General features: G+C 61.1%; 20 protein-coding genes and 1 other RNA gene. 11 read left to right on the top strand and 10 right to left on the bottom strand.

From position 1 onward, the window contains the following. The first annotated feature begins 126 nt into the window (after positions 1 to 126). Both dnaK and dnaJ read left to right on the top strand, forming a co-directional pair. The gene (gene dnaK, locus N2A41_RS23025; protein WP_064249059.1) at positions 127 to 2043 is read left to right on the top strand and encodes a molecular chaperone DnaK; all 1917 of its coding nucleotides are present in this window, start codon (positions 127 to 129) and stop codon (positions 2041 to 2043) included. A gap of 85 nt (positions 2044 to 2128) precedes the next feature. Next, positions 2129 to 3256 (top strand): molecular chaperone DnaJ, encoded by a 1128-nt coding sequence (dnaJ, locus tag N2A41_RS23020; protein WP_011649969.1) that lies wholly within the window; start codon positions 2129 to 2131, stop codon positions 3254 to 3256. A gap of 149 nt (positions 3257 to 3405) precedes the next feature. Here the strand turns inward: dnaJ and N2A41_RS23015 are convergent. After that, positions 3406 to 4352 (bottom strand): IS630 family transposase gene (locus tag N2A41_RS23015; protein WP_222282285.1). Its coding sequence is split into 2 segments (ribosomal slippage): positions 3406 to 4011 and positions 4014 to 4352, totalling 945 coding nucleotides; the frame shifts between segments, so codons are not numbered across the junction. 447 nt (positions 4353 to 4799) lie between these two features. On the opposite strand from N2A41_RS23015, the gene N2A41_RS23010 reads away from it, so the two are divergent. Further along, positions 4800 to 5000 carry a hypothetical protein gene (locus tag N2A41_RS23010; protein ID WP_260109780.1) on the top strand — a complete coding sequence of 67 codons (201 nt, stop codon included), beginning with the start codon at positions 4800 to 4802 and terminating at the stop codon, positions 4998 to 5000. A 155-nt stretch (positions 5001 to 5155) separates the two neighbouring features. On the opposite strand, the gene N2A41_RS23005 is transcribed toward N2A41_RS23010, so the two are convergent. Beyond that, positions 5156 to 5518, bottom strand: a complete 363-nt coding sequence (locus N2A41_RS23005; protein WP_260109779.1) for a helix-turn-helix domain-containing protein — start codon at positions 5516 to 5518, stop codon at positions 5156 to 5158. 466 nt (positions 5519 to 5984) lie between these two features. Here N2A41_RS23005 and recF point away from each other — a divergent pair, with 466 nt between their 5' ends. Genes recF through N2A41_RS22990 form a run of 3 tightly spaced genes read left to right on the top strand, consistent with a single transcriptional unit; the run spans position 5985 to position 8415 of the window. Then, the gene (gene recF / locus N2A41_RS23000) at positions 5985 to 7109 is read left to right on the top strand and encodes a DNA replication/repair protein RecF (RefSeq protein WP_260109778.1); all 1125 of its coding nucleotides are present in this window, start codon (positions 5985 to 5987) and stop codon (positions 7107 to 7109) included. Continuing rightward, positions 7106 to 7930, top strand: a complete 825-nt coding sequence (locus N2A41_RS22995; protein ID WP_260109777.1) for a molybdopterin-synthase adenylyltransferase MoeB — start codon at positions 7106 to 7108, stop codon at positions 7928 to 7930. Before recF ends, N2A41_RS22995 begins: the two co-directional genes overlap by 4 nt. After that, complete coding sequence (locus N2A41_RS22990; RefSeq protein WP_017966477.1) at positions 7927 to 8415, top strand: GNAT family N-acetyltransferase; 489 nt, start codon at positions 7927 to 7929, stop codon at positions 8413 to 8415. The genes N2A41_RS22995 and N2A41_RS22990 overlap by 4 nt, the downstream gene beginning before the upstream one ends. A gap of 13 nt (positions 8416 to 8428) precedes the next feature. Here N2A41_RS22990 and N2A41_RS22985 read toward each other — a convergent pair whose 3' ends face one another. Continuing rightward, positions 8429 to 9430 (bottom strand): 2-hydroxyacid dehydrogenase, encoded by a 1002-nt coding sequence (locus N2A41_RS22985; protein WP_017966476.1) that lies wholly within the window; start codon positions 9428 to 9430, stop codon positions 8429 to 8431. A 185-nt stretch (positions 9431 to 9615) separates the two neighbouring features. Here N2A41_RS22985 and N2A41_RS22980 point away from each other — a divergent pair, with 185 nt between their 5' ends. Further along, complete coding sequence (locus N2A41_RS22980) at positions 9616 to 10155, top strand: SH3 domain-containing protein (protein WP_017966475.1); 540 nt, start codon at positions 9616 to 9618, stop codon at positions 10153 to 10155. Here N2A41_RS22980 and N2A41_RS22975 read toward each other — a convergent pair. After that, complete coding sequence (locus N2A41_RS22975; protein WP_222385667.1) at positions 10148 to 11140, bottom strand: adenosine kinase; 993 nt, start codon at positions 11138 to 11140, stop codon at positions 10148 to 10150. The two genes, N2A41_RS22980 and N2A41_RS22975, sit on opposite strands and share 8 nt — an antisense overlap. Before the next feature lie 517 nt (positions 11141 to 11657). Here N2A41_RS22975 and N2A41_RS22970 point away from each other — a divergent pair. Then, positions 11658 to 12605: an AEC family transporter gene (locus N2A41_RS22970; RefSeq protein ID WP_260109776.1), complete on the top strand. Its 948-nt coding sequence runs from the start codon at positions 11658 to 11660 to the stop codon at positions 12603 to 12605. A 70-nt stretch (positions 12606 to 12675) separates the two neighbouring features. On the opposite strand, the gene N2A41_RS22965 is transcribed toward N2A41_RS22970, so the two are convergent. Beyond that, a complete protein-coding gene (locus N2A41_RS22965) occupies positions 12676 to 13239 on the bottom strand; it encodes a c-type cytochrome (protein WP_222280126.1) in 564 nt (187 codons plus the stop codon). Between the two features lie 154 nt (positions 13240 to 13393). Between N2A41_RS22965 and N2A41_RS22960 the strand changes: the two genes are divergently transcribed. Together N2A41_RS22960 and N2A41_RS22955 are read left to right on the top strand one after the other, a co-directional pair. After that, complete coding sequence (locus N2A41_RS22960) at positions 13394 to 14149, top strand: 3-deoxy-manno-octulosonate cytidylyltransferase (RefSeq protein WP_222280127.1); 756 nt, start codon at positions 13394 to 13396, stop codon at positions 14147 to 14149. A gap of 10 nt (positions 14150 to 14159) precedes the next feature. After that, positions 14160 to 15014, top strand: coding sequence for a prephenate dehydratase (locus N2A41_RS22955; RefSeq protein WP_017966470.1), 855 nt, complete (start codon positions 14160 to 14162; stop codon positions 15012 to 15014). A gap of 106 nt (positions 15015 to 15120) precedes the next feature. Here N2A41_RS22955 and N2A41_RS22950 read toward each other — a convergent pair whose 3' ends face one another. From N2A41_RS22950 to N2A41_RS22930, 5 genes are all read right to left on the bottom strand, one after another. Then, complete coding sequence (locus tag N2A41_RS22950; RefSeq protein ID WP_017966469.1) at positions 15121 to 15489, bottom strand: VOC family protein; 369 nt, start codon at positions 15487 to 15489, stop codon at positions 15121 to 15123. A gap of 136 nt (positions 15490 to 15625) precedes the next feature. Further along, entirely contained in the window at positions 15626 to 15886 is a 261-nt protein-coding gene (locus N2A41_RS22945) for a hypothetical protein (RefSeq protein WP_170277198.1), read from the bottom strand. Between the two features lie 72 nt (positions 15887 to 15958). Next, complete coding sequence (locus N2A41_RS22940; RefSeq protein WP_017966467.1) at positions 15959 to 16654, bottom strand: helix-turn-helix transcriptional regulator; 696 nt, start codon at positions 16652 to 16654, stop codon at positions 15959 to 15961. A gap of 4 nt (positions 16655 to 16658) precedes the next feature. Then, positions 16659 to 17618, bottom strand: coding sequence for an NAD(+) diphosphatase (gene nudC / locus N2A41_RS22935; RefSeq protein WP_162115582.1), 960 nt, complete (start codon positions 17616 to 17618; stop codon positions 16659 to 16661). Further along, on the bottom strand, positions 17615 to 18025 hold the full coding sequence (locus tag N2A41_RS22930) for an HIT domain-containing protein (RefSeq protein ID WP_024323174.1): 411 nt from the start codon (positions 18023 to 18025) through the stop codon (positions 17615 to 17617). Before N2A41_RS22930 ends, nudC begins: the two co-directional genes overlap by 4 nt. Positions 18026 to 18114: 89 nt before the next feature. Between N2A41_RS22930 and ffs the strand changes: the two genes are divergently transcribed. Then, an RNA gene (ffs, locus tag N2A41_RS22925) (signal recognition particle sRNA small type) lies at positions 18115 to 18211 on the top strand. The last annotated feature ends 20 nt before the right edge of the window (positions 18212 to 18231 follow it).

The raw sequence follows: 18231 nt of genomic DNA, 5'->3' as shown, positions 1-18231 counted from the left end.
CGCTCCTTATATACGCCGCATCACCGCAATCACGATTGCGTAATCTCAAGTAGACCCATCCCGTAAGGGGCTGTCAGGGAAATGCCTTCTCGGGGTTCCGACAGCTTGCTTCAAGGAGAGAATGACATGGCAAAAGTAATTGGTATCGACCTTGGAACGACGAATTCCTGCGTCGCAGTCATGGACGGCAAGGACGCGAAGGTCATCGAGAATGCGGAAGGTGCGCGTACGACCCCTTCCATGGTGGCATTTTCCGATGATGGCGAACGCCTCGTCGGCCAACCGGCCAAGCGCCAGGCAGTCACCAACCCGACGAACACGCTCTTTGCGGTCAAGCGCCTGATCGGCCGCCGCTACGAAGATCCGACCGTCGAAAAGGACAAGCACCTCGTTCCCTTCACCATCGTCAAGGGCGACAATGGCGACGCCTGGGTCGAAGCCAATGGCAAGGGCTACTCGCCCGCACAGATTTCCGCGATGATCCTTCAGAAGATGAAGGAAACCGCCGAATCCTATCTTGGCGAAAAGGTCGAGAAGGCCGTCATCACCGTTCCCGCCTATTTCAACGACGCGCAGCGCCAGGCAACCAAGGATGCCGGCCGCATCGCCGGTCTTGAAGTTCTGCGCATCATCAACGAGCCGACCGCAGCCGCGCTTGCCTACGGCCTCGACAAGAAAGAAGGCAAGACGATTGCCGTCTACGACCTTGGCGGCGGCACCTTCGATATTTCGATCCTCGAGATCGGCGACGGCGTCTTCGAAGTGAAGTCCACCAACGGCGATACCTTCCTCGGCGGTGAAGACTTCGACATGCGTCTCGTCGAATATCTCGTTGGCGAATTCAAGAGGGACAACGGCATCGACCTGAAGAACGACAAGCTCGCCCTGCAGCGCCTCAAGGAAGCTGCGGAAAAGGCAAAGATCGAGCTTTCGTCTTCGCAGCAGACCGAAATCAACCTGCCGTTCATTACGGCCGACGCCTCCGGCCCGAAACATCTGACGCTGAAGCTGACCCGCGCCAAACTCGAAAGCCTGGTCGACGATCTCGTCCAGCGCACGATCGCGCCGTGCAAGGCAGCGCTCAAGGATGCCGGTGTTACCGCTTCCGAAATCGACGAAGTGGTTCTCGTCGGCGGCATGAGCCGCATGCCGAAGGTGCAGGAAGTCGTCAAGCAGCTGTTCGGCAAGGAGCCGCACAAGGGCGTCAACCCGGATGAAGTCGTGGCGCTTGGCGCCGCCATCCAGGCCGGCGTTCTGCAGGGCGACGTCAAGGACGTCCTGCTCCTCGACGTAACGCCGCTGTCGCTCGGCATTGAGACGCTCGGTGGTGTCTTCACCCGCCTGATCGAACGCAACACGACGATCCCGACGAAGAAGAGCCAGACCTTCTCGACGGCCGAAGACAACCAGCAGGCCGTGACCATCCGCGTCTCGCAGGGCGAGCGTGAAATGGCTGCCGACAACAAGCTGCTCGGCCAGTTCGACCTCGTCGGTCTGCCGCCGTCGCCGCGCGGCATGCCGCAGATCGAAGTCACCTTCGACATCGACGCCAACGGCATCGTCCAGGTTTCGGCCAAGGACAAGGGCACCGGCAAGGAACAGCAGATCCGCATCCAGGCTTCCGGCGGTCTTTCCGACGCCGACATCGAGAAGATGGTAAAGGATGCCGAAGCCCATGCCACCGAAGACAAGAAGCGCCGCGAGGCGGTGGAAGCCCGGAACCAGGCTGAAAGCCTGATCCATTCCTCGGAAAAGTCGCTGAAGGATTACGGTGACAAGGTTTCCGAGGCCGACCGCACCGCGATCTCGGATGCGATCGCCGCGCTGAAGACGGCGTCGGAAGCATCGGAGCCCGATGCCGACGACATCAAGGCCAAGACCCAGACGCTGATGGAAGTGTCGATGAAGCTCGGCCAGGCGATCTATGAAGCACAGCAGGCCGAAAGCGGCGCTGCTGGCGATGCCTCCGCGGAAGGTGGCGACAATGTCGTCGATGCCGACTACGAGGAAATCAAGGACGACGACCGCAAGAAGTCCGCGTAGTCCGCGACGGCGTGGTTATGCTTCAACACCTGATCCGGCTGCTCACCATGGCAGCCGGAAATCCATTTCCGGGGTTTAATCCTTAATGGCAAAAGCGGACTTTTACGAAACTCTGGGTGTAGCCAAGTCGGCGGACGAGAAAGAGCTGAAAAGCGCCTTCCGCAAACTGGCGATGAAATACCATCCGGACAAGAACCCGGATGACAAGGACGCCGAACGGAAGTTCAAGGAAATCAACGAAGCCTACGAGATGCTCAAGGACCCGCAGAAGCGGGCGGCCTATGATCGTTATGGCCATGCGGCCTTCGAGCATGGCGGCATGGGCGGCGGTGGCGGCGGATTTGCCGGTGGCGGTTTCTCCGATATCTTCGAGGATATCTTCGGCGAAATGATGGGTGGCGGGCGTGCGCGCCAGCGCTCGTCGGGCGGCCGCGAGCGTGGCGCCGATCTTCGCTACAACATGGAAATAACGCTGGAAGAATCTTTCTCCGGCAAGACGGCGCAGATCCGCGTTCCCACCTCGATCACTTGCGACGTCTGTTCGGGTTCGGGCGCCAAGCCCGGCACGCAGCCGAAGAACTGCGGCACTTGCCAGGGAACGGGGCGCGTGCGCGCCGCACAAGGCTTCTTCTCCATCGAGCGGACCTGCCCGACCTGCCACGGCCGCGGCCAGATCATTCCCGATCCCTGCCCTAAGTGCCACGGCCAGGGCCGGGTGACGGAAGAGCGTTCGCTGTCGGTCAATATTCCCGCCGGCATCGAGGACGGTACGCGCATCCGCCTGCAGGGCGAAGGCGAAGCCGGCGCCCGGGGCGGGCCGGCGGGTGACCTCTATATCTTCCTGTCCGTCAAACCGCATGAATTCTACCAGCGCGACGGAGCCGATCTCTATTGCGCCGTTCCGATCTCGATGACGACGGCCGCGCTCGGCGGAACCTTCGACGTGGCGACGCTCGACGGCACCAAGTCGCGCGTCACCGTGCCCGAGGGCACGCAGGTCGGCAAACAGTTCCGGCTCAAGGGCAAGGGCATGCCGGTGCTGCGTTCGGTGCAGACGGGCGACCTCTACATACAGATCCAGATCGAGACGCCGCAAAAGCTCACCAAGCGCCAACGCGAACTGCTTCAGGAATTCGAGCAGCTTTCGTCCAAGGAGAACAATCCGGAATCGACGGGCTTCTTTGCCCGCATGAAGGAATTCTTCGAAGGCTGAGTCTCGATCGAAACGCCATTTCGAAAGCCGGGGACGGAAACGTCTCCGGTTTTTTTGTTCCAAGAATCCTATAGCCTTTTGCTTTTACGCAATTCCGCACGGAAAACCGCTTCGCACTTTTCCTGAAATTGCTCTAGAGCGGGATTGTTTTATGTCCGTTCATATCCGGCTTCCTTGAAGTAGTTTTGGCACTCTTTCGGCGAGACGGTTTGAAGGGTGGCTGCCAGCGCGTCGTCGATGGCCTGTCGGGTTCGAGCCTGCGCCTTGCGCAGCTCGTGCTTGATCTTGGCGAAGAGTTTTTCGATCGGATTGAGATCGGGGGAATACTGCGGCAGGAAGAACAATCTGGCGCCGGCCTTGCGGATGGCGGCACGGATAGCGCCGGCCTTGTGCGAGCCGAGATTATCCATGACGACGATGTCGCCGGGTTTGAGCTCCGGTACCAGCACCCTCTCGACATAGATGCGAAAGCGTTCGCCATTGATCGGGCCGTCGATGATCCACGGTGCGCTGACGCGGTCGGCCCTGAGGGCTGCGACAAAAGTCATGGTATTCCAGTGGCCGAAGGGCGCATGGCCCAACAGCCGTTCGCCGCGCGGCGCCCAGCCCCTGAGCGGCGTCATATTCGTCTTCGTCCAGGTTTCGTCGATAAAGACAAGGCGAGATGGATCGATGCGATGGCGATGCTTCAGCCAGCGCGCCCGCCGGGCGGCAACATCGGGCCGCTCGCGCTCGCTGGCGACCAACGTCTTTTTTTATAACTCAGCCCTTCCTCATGCACGAAGGTCCGGACGGCGCTGTAATCCACTTTCAGGCCGCGCTCTCCGAGTTCCGCCACCAACCCGCGCAAGGTGAACGCCTGCATGTGGCAGCGATCGATCAACCAGACCCGATGTTTACCTGAGATCGCCCGTGGCTTGTGCCCGCCCATCTGGCCGGGAGCCGCGCTGCCCGTCTCACGCAAGCGCCGGACCCAGTCGATCGCGGTGCTGATGCCAATGCCGAAGCGCTTTGCCGCCGCTCGACACGACAGGCCCTCGCGCGTTACTGCGCCAACAACGCGTTCCCGAAGATCATCCGAAAAAGGTTTCGCCATCCAGACCGGCCTCCTGCACCGGCCAGAATGGTGAATCTGATTTGCACCAGAAAGGGAATCCCTGTTCCGATTCCGACTAAAACAATCCCGCTCTAGAGCGCGGCGCGATCTTTCAGGTTCGCTCGTTGAGCTTTAAGTCTTTGTTTTTACGCATGTCGTTATCACGAAAACCGCCGCTCAGTTTCCGCTGCATGTCTCAATTTGCGACATCCGCCGTCCACGCCGGCCAATCTGTCCCGGATCGAAACGGCGGCGAGCGGGAAGACGACTTGCGTTAACGCAGCCGGATGATGCCGCTTGCAAGTTTTCCAAATGAATTCAGTCTCTGCCGTCAGTGCATGACCCCAAGAATTGAAATCAATTTCGGGGGCATGCACCAAATCAAAGTTATAGAGCGTCCTTAACGCGGCGCTCTAGCGAGGGACAACCAAAGCAAGGGTATCGACCATGGCGCCAGCCTTTTCCTCTCAGACCGACGACGTCGACGTTCTCGCCGGCGCCATTTATACTTGGTGCGCCGAGCGCAACATCAAGCTTCGCAGCCAGCAGGGTCTTTCGATCGCCAGCATCGCGATCGACCTTTACCATGCCGGCCACCAGACGCAGGACGATCTGCTGATGGCGCTGCACGAACGCGAGATTCACTGAAGCGCGCGGCACCGAACCTCATTCAGGTGACCTGCCCCGGTCCTTGTGTTGATGCACGCCGTCCCCAAAACGCTGCACAGCTGTAGTCATCTGGACATTATCCAGACCCGAAACGGGTCGTGCTTTTTCGTGGTAAACCTGATGGCTCAGTGAAATCAGGCGGTTTCGGCCGCTTCGCCGGTCATGAGGGTGAGGATGGTCTTGACCGCTTCCTTGCCTGCCGGTGAGTTCAGCTTGTCGTAGCTCAGCGCAAGCGCATAGGCGTCGGGGCTGAGTTCGATACGGCTGCCGAATGGCGACATGCCGGCTCCCTCGAAAAGGGCAGAGATATCGACATCGAGAAACACCGCGATCTGATGCAACTTGCTGGCGGAAACGCGGTTCGTCCCCTTTTCGTATTTCTGGATCTGCTGGAAAGTCAGTCCGAGTGCTTCGCCAAGCTCAAGTTGGGAAACACGGCGAATGGCGCGAAACTGTCTGACGTTGCGACCGACGATAATATCAACCGGATCTGGCACTTCATCACTCTCTCATACGTAAACGGTTCGTTAACCATATCGCCTTCACGGAATAACTCAACCCAGCAGTTGCAAAATTCAACCGACTTTTTCTGGGCATCACGTTGCGTCAGTGGCCTCAAAGGATCGCGGCAAAGCCGGAATATCTGGATCTCGGAGGCACTGGCGGTTGACCGTCGACGATATCGGCCTGGCGATGTCAGAGCGTCTCGGCGGTTGTATTTTTGTAGAAAGCTAACGCCTGCCCCCTGCATCGGCAGAATGTCGGATACCAGCACCGCGGTCAGGTGTCTTGAAATATCTCCCGCGCGGTATGTCGCCGCTTCGAGCTTATCCCTTATCGCTCAACGCCGCGTCCCTGATTTGCGGGGCATCGGAGGTTCGCGATCCGCGGCCAAGAAGCTGCCAGCCTTGCCATCAACGCCGCTAAGGCTTAGCTGTCACGCTTCACGATTCCGGACATTCGATGCCGCACAAGGTTTCTCTTTCTCGTCTGAAGCTGACAGACTTCCGCAACTATGCGGCAGCGGCCCTTACCCTTGACGGTCGGCACGTCGTGCTGACGGGAGACAACGGCGCCGGCAAGACCAATCTCATGGAAGCCGTCTCGCTGCTTTCGCCTGGCCGCGGTTTGCGTCGCGCGGCCTATAGCGACATTACCCGCGTCGGCGCGGCCGGCGGCTTTTCGATCTTCGCCGCGCTCGATGGCATGGAGGGCGAGGTCGAGATCGGCACCGGCATCGAAACGGGCGAGGAGACCACCGCCCGCAGGCTGCGCATCAATGGCACGACGGCAAAGACCGTCGACGAACTGACCGACCATCTGCGCCTTCTCTGGCTGACACCGGCGATGGACGGCCTGTTTACCGGCGCCTCCTCCGACCGGCGCCGCTTTCTCGACCGGCTGGTGCTGTCGCTCGATCCCGCCCATGGCCGCCGCGCCAGCGATTTCGAGCGCGCCATGCGCAGCCGCAACAAATTGCTAGACGAAGGCCGCTTCGATCCCTCCTGGCTTGCCGGTATCGAGGAGCAGATGGCAAGCCTCGGCATCGCCATGGCACTCGCCCGGCAGGAGATGCTTGGCTTGCTGACTCGGCTGATCGGGGAAACACGGGAGAACTCGCCCTTCCCTTCGGCATCGCTGCAGCTCTCGGGCTTCATGGACGGTCAGTTCTCGCGCCCCTCGGTCGACCTCGAGGACGATTATGCGGCGATGCTGGCAGAGAGCCGCTACCGCGATGCCGGCGCCGGGCGCACGCTTGAGGGGCCGCACCGGGCCGATCTCATCGTGCATCACCGCGAAAAGGTGATGGAGGCCGAGCGTTGCTCCACCGGCGAGCAGAAAGCGCTGCTTGTCGGCCTGGTGCTTGCGCATGCGCGGCTCGTCGGCAATCTCACCGGTCATGCGCCGATCCTGCTGCTCGACGAGATCGCAGCGCATCTCGACGAGGGCCGCCGCGCCGCGCTATTCGACCTTATCGACGGGCTCGGCGGCCAGGCCTTCATGACCGGAACGGATCGGGCGATGTTTTCAGCACTCGGCGACAGGGCGCAGTTCTTCACGGTTTCCGACGGAAGGGTGTTCGAATGACGGAAGCGGCTTTTCCCGGCGTCGGGCGTCATGATAACATCGGCGCCATGGAACCGCTCAGCCCGGACGAAATCGCGCGCTATCACCGCCACATCCTGCTTCCCGAGATCGGCGGCACCGGCCAGCAGAAACTGAAAGCCGCCCGTGTGCTGGTGATCGGTGCCGGCGGCCTCGGTGCACCGGTCCTGCAATATCTGGCCGCTGCCGGCGTCGGCACGCTCGGTATCGTTGACGACGACCGGGTTTCCCTCTCCAACCTGCAGCGCCAGGTGATCCATGATTCCGGCACGATCGGCGAATTGAAGACTGAGAGCGCCGCCTTCGCCATCGCCAGGCTCAATCCGCATGTCCGACTGATCCGCTTCGAGGAACGCTTTTCGCCGGAGGCCGCCCGCCGTCAGCTCTCCGGGTTCGATCTGCTGATCGACGGCTCCGACAATTTCGACACGCGTTATGCCGCCGCCGATGCAGCTGATGAAGCGCGCATTCCGCTCGTCAGCGGCGCCGTCGGGCGTTTCGATGGTTCGCTGACGGTTCTCAAGCCCTATGAGACAGCTGAGGACGGAACCGCCAACCCCAGATATCGCGACCTGTTTCCGGAACCGCCGCCGGCGGGGCTGATTCCCGCCTGCGCCGAAGCCGGCATCATCGGTGCACTCACAGGCGTCATCGGCACAATGATGGCGATGGAGGCGATCAAGCTCGTCACCGGCACCGGCGAACCGCTGGTCGGACGGTTGCTGCTTTACGACGCGCTCTCGGCCCGCTTCGACACCGTCCGCTACAAACGACGCCGTACCACACAGAGGCAGGCGGGATGAGGGTTGTTCCGCTTGATCAGACTTTCACGCGCTGGGATGAATTGCTGGCGCTCATCGTCGCCTCCTTCGCCTCGATGAACGGCAGGATCGATCCGCCATCTTCAGCGCTCAAGCTGACGGCGGAGTCGCTGGCCGAAAAGTCCAGGGCCGAGATCGGCCATGTCGCCATCGACGGCGAAAAGCTGGCCGGCTGCCTCTTCCTGCGGCCGGAGGCCGATTGCCTCTATGTCGGCAAGCTCGCCGTTCTGCCTGAGGCGCAGGGCAAGGGCCTCGGCAGGCGGCTGCTGGCGATTGCCGAGGAAACGGCCGCAGCGCTCGGTCTTCCTGCTTTGCGGCTGGAAACGCGCATCGAACTCACCGACAATCACGCCGTCTTTGCCGCCTGGGGATTTTCCAGAACCGCCGAAAAGGCGCATCCCGGCTTTGCCAGGACGACTTTCGTCGAGATGCGCAAGGTCCTTGCGCCTCCGATCTGCGTCGCCTGATTTACAGCGTTCTTCAACGCCCCGGCAGCACGCGATTCGGCGGCCTATGACCGTCGATGAAGGTGCGGATGTTGATGATGACCTTGTCGCCCATGTCGATGCGGCCTTCGATCGTCGCCGAACTCATATGCGGCAGCAGCACGACCTTGCCCTCATTGGCGAGCTTGATGAGCCTCGGGTTGACGGCAGGCTCGTTCTCGAAGACGTCGAGGCCGGCGCCGGCAATCCGGCCCTCCCTCAGGCACTTGATCAGCGCCGCTTCGTCGACCACGTCGCCGCGCGCTGTGTTGACGAGATAGGCTGTCGGCTGCAGCAGCGCCAGACGGCGGGCCGAGACCAGGTGGAAGGTCGCCGGCGTCGACGGGCAATTGATCGAAACGATATCGACGCGGGCGAGCATCTGGTCGAGGCTTTCCCAATAGGTCGCCTCCAGTTCGTCCTCGACGGCCGGATTGACGCGCTTGCGGTTGTGATAGTGGATCGATAGGCCGAAAGCCTTGGCGCGGCGGGCCACCGCCGTGCCGATGCGGCCCATGCCGACGATGCCGATGCGCTTGCCGTGAATGCGCCGGCCGAGCATCCAGGTGGGAGACCAGCCTGCCCATTCGCCCGGCTTGTCGGTCAGCACGCGCGCACCTTCGCCGAGCCTTCTCGGAACCGCGAGAATCAGCGCCATGGTCATATCGGCGGTGTCCTCGGTCAGGACGTTCGGCGTGTTGGTGACGGTGATGCCCTTGCGCGCCGCCGCCTCGACGTCGATGTGGTCGGTGCCGTTGGAGAAGCTCGCAATCAGCTTCATCTGCGGTCCGGCCTGTTCGATCAGCGCCGCGTCGATACGATCGGTGACGGTCGGCACCAGCACGTCGGCGGTCTTGACCGCGGCGATCAACTCGGGAACCGAACGCGGCGCGTCGTCGATGTTCAGCTCTGCGTCGAAGAGTTCGCGCATGCGGGTTTCGACGGCATCCGGCAGCTTGCGGGTGATGTAGACCTTCGGTTTTTTCTTCGCTGTCATGGCTGCCTGTGGTGCCTTGTTCAGAGGTCTTTAACCAAGAGGGGTGATAATTTTCCCATTCCGGGCATTTTCTACCAGACCCGCACGCGAAGACAAACAAAACTCGCGGTGCAGCCGGGGAATGTCAAAGCCCGGACCGCGAGCAGGCCTGCCCTGCCCGCGAATTCGAGCAACCGGAAACTTCCATGCGCAGCAAAGTCCTGAAGTCCTGCCTCGCCCTTGCCATCGCTCTGGCCGCATCCATGGGAAGCGTCGAATTCGCCCATGCGCAAGCGGCCAAGGGGCCAAGCGGACTGCCATTGCCGCGTTTCGTCACGCTGAAATCCAAGCGCGTCAACCTGCGCATCGGTCCGGGAACGGATTACGCCGTTTCTTGGATGTACTTGAAATCCGGCCTGCCGGTGGAGATCATCCAGGAATACGACAACTGGCGCCGCATCCGCGATGCCGACGGCACCGAAGGCTGGGTCAACCAGTCGCTGCTATCAGGCCAGCGCGCGGCGATTGCCGCCCCCTGGATGAAGACCAAGGGCAAAGGCGTCTATGTCAATCTGCGCCGTGAGGCGCTCCCCTCTGCATCGATCGTTGCCAAGCTGGAACCCGGCGTGATGGTGACGATCGGCGAATGCAACGGCGACTGGTGCCGCGCCGAAACCGACGGCGCCTCGGGCTGGGTGGCGCAGTCGGAGATCTGGGGCGCCTATCCCGGCGAAGCCTTCAAATAAGCCCTGCCCGTTTTGCAGCCTCGGAAAGCGAGGTCATCGGGCGGGGGCCGATCTGCTGGATGACGATGCCGGCGGCCAGGCAGCCGAGCTTGCCGCAATCCTCGAGAGACCGTCCCTGCGTGTAGCCGTAGAGGAAGCCGGAGGCGAAGAGATCGCCGGCACCCGTCGTATCCACAACTTCCTTGATCCGGATCGCGCCGACGTAAAAACGCTCACGGCCCTTCAGGATGACGGCACCATTCTCGCTCATCGTCACGGCAGCGATCTTGCAATCGGCGGCGATCCTGTTCAGCGCCTCCTCGAAATCGTCGGTCTCGTAGAGCGACAGCGCTTCCTGGCGATTGGCGAAGACGATATCGACCTTGCCGGAGCGCATCAGATCGAGGAATTCGCCGCGATAGCGGTCGACGCAGAAGCTGTCGGACAGCGTCATCGACACTTCGCGGCCGTTTTCATGGGCGATGCGGGCACAATCGAGGATGGCTTCCTTGGCGCGCGGCGGATCCCAGAGATAACCTTCGAAATAGGTGACCTTGGCGTCGGCCACGACGTCGACCTCGACGTCTTCCGGGCCGAGTTCGACGCAAGCGCCGAGATAGGTGTTCATCGAGCGCTCGCCATCCTCGGTGACGAAGATCATCGAACGTGCCGTCGGCGGGAAGGTGCCCTTGGGCCGGGTCTCGTAGTGAACGCCTTGGGCGCGGATGTCGTGCGCGAAGATATCACCGAGCTGATCTTGGGCAACATTGCCGAAATACGCAGCCTTGCCGCCGAGGTTAGCCACGCCTGCCGCCGTGTTGCCGGCGCTGCCGCCGGAGGCTTCGAGCGCCGGTCCCATGCGCGAATACAAGAGTTCGGCGCGTTCGGCATCGATGAGGTTCATCGCCGCCTTGGTGATCTGGTTGTCAATGAGGAACTGGTCGTCGCAACGGGCAATGATGTCCACGATTGCGTTGCCGACTGTCAGAACATCGAATCTTGTCATGAAATGGGGGGTCCCGGAGTTTGTGATAGCCGGGGTTTGGTCTTAGCGAAATTTCCGCGGTTTGGAAGGATAAATGGTGGATGGCGCATCTATTTCTTCGCAAAAGTGCCGCCTATTCGTCACGTCCCTGTCATTTTCCAAATCTAGAAATACTCGCAAGAAGACCGGCATGAGCAGCTTTCAGTTGCAGCCGGGCGCACGAGGGATGATCCCCTCGATCTTACCGGCGCGATGCTGACCACGGATGAACTGGCAGCTTCGTGATCCGGGTTTCCGGCAAGACCGGAGCGGAAAAGCGGGCTGTGCCCGCTTTTTTTGTTTTGCAGATGCGCCTGATTGGACGGCGACTGCCTTTTCAACCCAAGCGGTTTGCTGCTACTGCATAATTCCTTAAATCGGAATCGATTTAAGGATAAAATTATTCAGCAATTCAAAGTGCTACAGCGTCCTTTGTGCGTCTCAAAAGACACGCGGCGCTGTAGACGTCGAATACTCCCCCGCGCAGAGCAGCCTCCCTATGTCAGCCATCATTCTCGACGTCCTTCCCATCTTCATCCTGATTCTCATCGGCTGGGTGATCGTCCGCAGCGGATTGATGGCCTCGAATGTTGGCGAAGCGCTCAGCGAATTCGTCTTCAAGATCGCCGTGCCGCTTCTGCTCTTTCGCACCATCGCCGAGGCGGATTTTCATGGCGCCTCGCCTTTTCGCCTATGGATCGTCTATTTTTCCGGCGTTGCCATCACCTGGACGGCCGGCCATATCGCCGCCACACGCCTCTTCGGCCGTGACGAACGAATCGGCGTGCTGGCCGGCGTTTCCTCGGCCTTCGCCAACAATATCTTCATCGGTCTGCCGCTCGTCGAGCGGACCGTCGGCGACGAAGGGCTGGTGGCGCTGTCGATCCTGCTTGCCGTGCATCTGCCCGTGATGATGGTCGCCGGCACGGTCCTGATGGAGCATGCCGAGCGCAAGATCGCCGGCAAAAGCGATCGCAGCATGGTACTCGTGCTTCGCCATATCGCGGTCAATCTCGTGCGCAACCCGCTGGTGATCGGGCTTGCGGCCGGCATGGCCATGCACCTTTCCGGCCTCACCATGCCGACGACGGTGGCAACGGTCGTCGGGCAGATCGCCGGCATTGCCGGTCCGGCGGCACTGATATCGCTCGGCATGGCGCTGGAGAAATACGGCGTCTCCGGCAATCTCGGCATCGCCAGCGTCACCTCGACCCTGAAGCTGCTGATGCTGCCAGGCTGCGTCTGGGCGGCGAGCCACCTCCTCGGTCTCAGCCCCGAATGGAGGGCAGCGATCGTCCTGACCTCCTCCGTCCCGACAGGCGTCAATGCCTGGCTGATCGCAAATCGCTTCGGCGTCGGTCACAGCCTCGCCGCCTCGACGATCACGGTGACGACGGCGCTCGGCGCCATCACGGTCTCGCTCTGGGCCTATTTCCTCGGTGCCTGAACCGGTCCTTGCACCAAGAAAAAGCCCGGCTTGCGGCCGGGCTCGATTGTCATGAAAGATGTTGCCCGCCCTATTGCGTCGCCGTCTTTGGGTCCGGCAGCGGCACCGGTGAATCGGCCAACGTGTGGAGGTAGAGGATGACGTTGGCGCGGTCCTGATCTTTCGGCAGACCGGCGAAGCCCATTGCGGTGCCGGGAACGTCCTTCTTCGGTGCCGTCAGGAACTTGTTAAGATTTTCGAAGGTCCACTTCTCGCTGCTGCCCTTGGAGAAATCCTTCATGGCAGCGGAATAGGCGAAGCCTTCATGCGAGGCGATCGGGCGATCTACGACACCAAAGAGGTTGGGACCGACCTTGTTCGGTCCCCCTTTGGTGCCGTCATGACAGGCCTGACACTTCTTGAAGACCGCTTCACCGGCCTTGGCATCTGCAGAAGCGAGCAATTGCGCGATCGGAACGGCAACGGCAGGCGCAGCCTCGCCACCAGCGGCGGGCGCCTCTTCGGCAACGATCGCGAAACCTTCCTTTTCCGGTGCTTCGGAATGGAAGATCCCTTCGGACGCGATGGAGACAGACATCAGAACGAATATCGTTCCGAGCAGCGCCCCCACGGCCGTATTGACGTATGAATTCATCTGCAATGCTCCCCTTGCAGCCGGCAGACCATAAACCGGACCATCTTGAAATCGCGCGGAACCTATGTCTTTTGGTTGTTCGTTGCAACTGTCTAAATGGTCTTGTGCGTGAGACTTTTTGACACTTTCCAGCCCGGAATAGAAGGCCCGAACAATGAGTGATTCAAATTTAGACGGCGTGCTCGTATTGATCCCGGCGCGCATGGCCTCCACACGGCTTCCGGGCAAGCCACTGGCCGATATTTGCGGCCTGCCGATGATCGTCCAGGTGGCGCTGCGCGCCAGGGAGGCAGCCATCGGCCGCGTCGTCGTCGCCGTCGACGACGCCCGAGTATTCGATGCGGTAGCCGCCGCCGGCTTCGAAGTCGTCATGACCCGCACGGATCACCAATCGGGTTCCGATCGGATCTTTGAGGCGCTGACGAAAGTCGATCCGGACGGAAAGGCGAAGTTCATCGTCAACGTCCAGGGCGATCTGCCGACGATCGATCCGGAAACGGTGCGCGCGGCGTTGCGCCCTCTCGAGAACGAGGCGGTCGATATCGGGACGCTGACGACCGAAATCGACAATGAGGAGGACAGGACGGCGCCGCATATCGTCAAGATCGTCGGTTCGCCGATTTCCGACACCCGACTGCATGCGCTCTACTTCACGCGCGCAACCGCCCCTTACGGCAAGGGACCGCTCTACCACCATATCGGCCTTTATGCCTATCGGCGGGCGGCCCTCGAACGGTTCGTCTCGCTCGGCCCCTCGACGCTCGAAAAGCGCGAATCGCTGGAGCAATTGCGGGCGCTGGAAGCCGGCATGCGCATCGACGCCGAGATCGTTGACACGGTTCCGCTCGGTGTCGATACTCCCGCCGACCTCGAAAAAGCGCGGCGCATCCTCTCCGCAAAGTCGAACTGACGGAACCATCATGAACATCAAGACCAACAGGATCGCCTTCCAGGGCGAATTCGGCGCCAATTCCGACATGGCGAGCCGCGACATGTTTCCGACCATGGAGCCGCTGCCCTGCCAGACCTTCGAGGATGCGTTCACGGCGGTCGACAACGGCGACGCCGATATCGCGATGATCCCGATCGAGAACACGATTGCCGGGCGCGTCGCCGATATCCACCATCTGCTGCCGGAGTCGCGGCTGCATATCATCGGCGAATATTTCATGCCGATCCGCTTCCAGCTGATGGTGCTGCCCGGTGTCACCAAGGACGAGATCCGTACGGTGCACAGCCATATCCACGCGCTCGGCCAATGCCGCAAGATCGTTCGCGCCAATGGCTGGAAGCCGGTGATCGCCGGCGATACGGCAGGGGCAGCAAAGCTGGTGAAGGAAACCGGCGACCGCTCGATGGCCGCCTTGGCGCCGCGCCTTGCCGCCGATCTCTACGGGCTCGAGATCATCGCCGAAAATGTCGAGGATTCGGAAAACAATGTGACCCGTTTCGTCGTCCTGTCCCGCGACGAGGAATGGGCGCAACGGAATTCGGCGGAAGAAAAGGTCGTCACCACCTTCGTCTTCAACGTCCGTAACATCCCGGCCGCGCTTTACAAGGCGCTCGGTGGCTTTGCCACCAACAACATCAACATGACGAAGCTGGAGAGCTACCAGCTCGGCGGAAAATTCGTGGCGACGCAGTTTTACGCCGATATCGAAGGCCATCCGAACGACCCGAACGTGCGCCGGGCGTTGGAGGAACTGCGGTTCTTCTCCGAGAAAGTCCGCATCCTCGGCGTCTACAAGGGACATGCGATGCGAGGCCTGCTTTAGAACAGGACGAAGTCATCCTGTTCTAAATTAAATAGTTAGAGCATGATGTTGTCCGAAAACCGCTGACACTTTTCGGCATCATGCTCCAAGGCAAGCCCCGCCTGAATTATTTATCCGGCTCACAGACACGCAGCCGATGCCCGTCCGGGTCGAGCACGACGAAGGTCGGGCCAAAATCCAGGTCGGTCAGTTCCTGGGCGATTGGCAGACCACGCTGGCGCCAGTCTTCATAATGTTTGGCGACGGCATTTTCTCCTTCGACCATGAAGGCCATTTCGCCGCGATTGCCGATGGCGGAGGGCTGCGGCTCGACCTTGCTGCGCCGCCAGAGACCGAGGGTGAAGCCGCCTTCAAGCGGAAAAGCGACGAAATTCGGCGCCTCCACGGCCGGCTCGCGATTGAGCAGGTTCCGGTAGAAACTGGCGCTTTCACCCGGGTCCTTGACGTAAAGAATGATGAGATTGGGGCTGGTCATTTCGGTTCTCCCGTTGTTGTAAAATAGGTCCGGACGAGATCAGCTGCTGACAGTTAATGGCAGCAGGGTGCAAAGGGCGCAGCGATCGCAGCGCCCCGTTCTCGTCGGGCGGAATGTTGATAAGGATAGTGGCGGCCTAAAGCGGGAAACGGTCCTCGCAATGCGGGTCGCGTCCATCCATGAAGCCGAGATCGCGCTTCAGGTAGTCCGGGGTTGCTTCAAGGTCGAGGCTCGTGCGGTTTCCCCTGGGAAAGCGGAAAACACCCATGATCAGGAGCAGCAGGCCGGAGCGTGCCGACTGGCGGACATCGGCAAAAGTCTCGGCCGAAATGACATCGGCAAAGGACTCGCCCGTAAAACGGTCGTTCGCGAAATGAATGGCTGGAGGCGTTACCATGATCAGTACTCCTTTCCTGTTGGATTGGTACTGACAATAACACTTGCTGCTGACAGTTTATGGCAGCAGTGTTCAGCTCTCGATCGGCACGTCCTGCGTCTCGCGCCACTCCTTGAGGAGCACCGTGCGGCGGCGCGGATAACGCCCCTCATGCAACGCCATGTCGATGATGCGGTCGGTACGGAAATGGCGAAAATCCTGGCGCAGTTCGCACCAGGCCATGACGACCCGCACATGTTCGAAATAACCGAGCGCGAAAGGCCAGACGCGGCGGCGCGAGATACGACCCTGCTCGTCACCATAATGCAGCTCGAGGATACGCTCCAGGCGGATTGCCCTGCGGATGGCCGAGACATCTGCGCTGTCCTCGTCCCGGCGTTTGGGGCCGACGAATAGAGCGGCCGAATCGATCATCTCGCGCATATCGGCCGGCAGCACGGCGGCAATCTTGGCCAGTGCGTCGGCGCCGGCGCCGGCAAGGCGCGGCTCGGCGGCGCGGGCCACCCAACGCGAGCCAAGCACCAATGCCTCGAGCTCTTCTTCGGAAAACATCATCGGCGGCAGCATGAAGCCGGGCTTCAGCACGTAGCCGATGCCGGCTTCGCCTTCGATCATCGCGCCCTGGGCCTGCAGGCTGGCAATATCGCGATAGAGCGTACGCAGGCTGACGCCGGTCTCCTGGGCGAGTACGGTTCCAGTCACCGGCCGCCGGTAACGCCGGAGCGTCTGGAGCAGCGTCAGCAGCCGTTCGGAGCGGGCGACCGGCATGACGCTACCGCTTCCACTCCACCCAGTCGCGCATCAGGCGGTGGGCGATCGCCCCTTTCGGCGGCGAGGCCTTGCCTGTCGCGCTCGGGCGCTCCAGCATCTCGATCGTTTCCTCGCGGGTGAACCAGCGGCAATCCTCGAGCTCCGTCTCGTCGCGGCTGATCTCGGTCGATTTCGCCTCGGCGTAACAGCCGATCATCAAGGAATGCGGCATCGGCCAGGGCTGCGAGGCATGATAGCGGATGCGGCCGGTGCGGATGCCCGATTCCTCCAGCGTTTCGCGGCGCACGGCGTTCTCGATGGTCTCGCCGGGCTCGACGAAGCCGGCCAGACAGGAATACATGCCGGGCGCGAAATGCGGACTGCGGCCGAGCAGGCAGAGGTCGCGCTGCTCGTCAACCGTCAGCATGATGACGACGGGGTCGGTGCGGGGGAAGATCACATGTTCGCAGGCGGTGCAGACGCGCTTATAGCCGCCGATGTGGATCTCCATCGCCGAGCCGCAGCGGCCGCAGAAGCGGTTATCGCCGTTCCAGCGGATGAGGCTTGCGGCCTGGGCGAATTCACCGAGCAACACCTCGTCGATCAGCATTTCGCGAAACAGGGTGCGGCCGTCTTCAGGCTTGTAATGGCTGGTGAGATCGTCGGCGTCGATGCCGACGGGAACGGCAAGGCGCGGCTCGCCGGTCTTGCGGTAGCCAAGAAGTATGGTCTCGTCCCAATCCGGCTGCAATTCCTGCAGTTCATAGCGGGCAAAGAGCGGATCGAGCACTTGGCCGTCGTGCTTCAGCACCAGCTTACCCCCCGCGAAGGCGAAGATATGGGTACCTTCCTTGGCCAGCGCCTTTTCGACGGATCGTTCATCGCGATGCTCGGAATCGCGATTGAGGTCGTTGGCGGCAAAGGCCGTGAGATTGCTGGGTTCCGGATGCGGCACATCCGAATCGAAAAGCGAATGACTCATGATGAAAGGGCTTCCCGCAGCTTCGCTGTAAATTCGTCTCTCTTTCCGTCCTCGTAGGGCTCCGCGCGCCCGAAGCCCCAGACGGGACCCGGCCAATTCGCATCGCCTTCGAAGCGGGCAATGACATGAACATGAAGCTGGCGGACGATATTGCCAAGAGCCCCGACATTGATTTTTGTCGCGCCGGTGATCTCCTTCAGCGCCTTGGCGACCAGCTCCGTCTCAAAGGCCAGCAGCACCTGGTCGAGCGGCGTCAGCTCGAAGATTTCGGTGATATCGGCCCGGCGCGGCACGAGTATGAGCCACGGCCAGCGGGCATCCCTCGACAATCTCAGATCGCAGAGACCGGTGACCATGATGCTGACGCTGTCGTTTTCCAGCCGAGGGTCGAGCGCGAAACCTTTCAAAAGGCATTCTCCTCATGTTTTCCAACGACTAGCAGTTTTTTTGCATGTTGGCTTGCTTTTGATGACGATATTGCCGATATGTGCATCCGGGAGGTTGGTGGTGGACGAGCCACTCGCCAACCGGGTCAGGTCCGGAAGGAAGCAGCCCTAACGAGCCCGGCACGGGTCATCGTGCCAGCCTCCCACCTTCTCTCCACGAAGTGCCC

This window comes from Rhizobium sp. SRDI969 (genome assembly GCF_025152725.1).
GTDB lineage: Bacteria > Pseudomonadota > Alphaproteobacteria > Rhizobiales > Rhizobiaceae > Rhizobium > Rhizobium leguminosarum_I.
This window is presented reverse-complemented; position numbering and strand designations above follow the sequence as displayed.

Excerpts from the sequence above, each read along its gene's own strand:
- dnaK (WP_064249059.1), top strand. The coding sequence starts at position 127 with ATGGCAAAAGTAATTGGTATCGACCTTGGAACGACGAATTCCTGCGTC.
- dnaJ (WP_011649969.1), top strand. The coding sequence starts at position 2,129 with ATGGCAAAAGCGGACTTTTACGAAACTCTGGGTGTAGCCAAGTCGGCG.
- N2A41_RS23010 (WP_260109780.1), top strand. The coding sequence starts at position 4,800 with ATGGCGCCAGCCTTTTCCTCTCAGACCGACGACGTCGACGTTCTCGCC.
- recF (WP_260109778.1), top strand. The coding sequence starts at position 5,985 with ATGCCGCACAAGGTTTCTCTTTCTCGTCTGAAGCTGACAGACTTCCGC.
- N2A41_RS22995 (WP_260109777.1), top strand. The coding sequence starts at position 7,106 with ATGACGGAAGCGGCTTTTCCCGGCGTCGGGCGTCATGATAACATCGGC.
- N2A41_RS22990 (WP_017966477.1), top strand. The coding sequence starts at position 7,927 with ATGAGGGTTGTTCCGCTTGATCAGACTTTCACGCGCTGGGATGAATTG.
- N2A41_RS22985 (WP_017966476.1), bottom strand. The coding sequence starts at position 9,430 with ATGACAGCGAAGAAAAAACCGAAGGTCTACATCACCCGCAAGCTGCCG.
- N2A41_RS22980 (WP_017966475.1), top strand. The coding sequence starts at position 9,616 with ATGCGCAGCAAAGTCCTGAAGTCCTGCCTCGCCCTTGCCATCGCTCTG.
- N2A41_RS22975 (WP_222385667.1), bottom strand. The coding sequence starts at position 11,140 with ATGACAAGATTCGATGTTCTGACAGTCGGCAACGCAATCGTGGACATC.
- N2A41_RS22970 (WP_260109776.1), top strand. The coding sequence starts at position 11,658 with ATGTCAGCCATCATTCTCGACGTCCTTCCCATCTTCATCCTGATTCTC.
- N2A41_RS22965 (WP_222280126.1), bottom strand. The coding sequence starts at position 13,239 with ATGAATTCATACGTCAATACGGCCGTGGGGGCGCTGCTCGGAACGATA.
- N2A41_RS22960 (WP_222280127.1), top strand. The coding sequence starts at position 13,394 with ATGAGTGATTCAAATTTAGACGGCGTGCTCGTATTGATCCCGGCGCGC.
- N2A41_RS22955 (WP_017966470.1), top strand. The coding sequence starts at position 14,160 with ATGAACATCAAGACCAACAGGATCGCCTTCCAGGGCGAATTCGGCGCC.
- N2A41_RS22950 (WP_017966469.1), bottom strand. The coding sequence starts at position 15,489 with ATGACCAGCCCCAATCTCATCATTCTTTACGTCAAGGACCCGGGTGAA.
- N2A41_RS22945 (WP_170277198.1), bottom strand. The coding sequence starts at position 15,886 with ATGGTAACGCCTCCAGCCATTCATTTCGCGAACGACCGTTTTACGGGC.
- N2A41_RS22940 (WP_017966467.1), bottom strand. The coding sequence starts at position 16,654 with ATGCCGGTCGCCCGCTCCGAACGGCTGCTGACGCTGCTCCAGACGCTC.
- nudC (WP_162115582.1), bottom strand. The coding sequence starts at position 17,618 with ATGAGTCATTCGCTTTTCGATTCGGATGTGCCGCATCCGGAACCCAGC.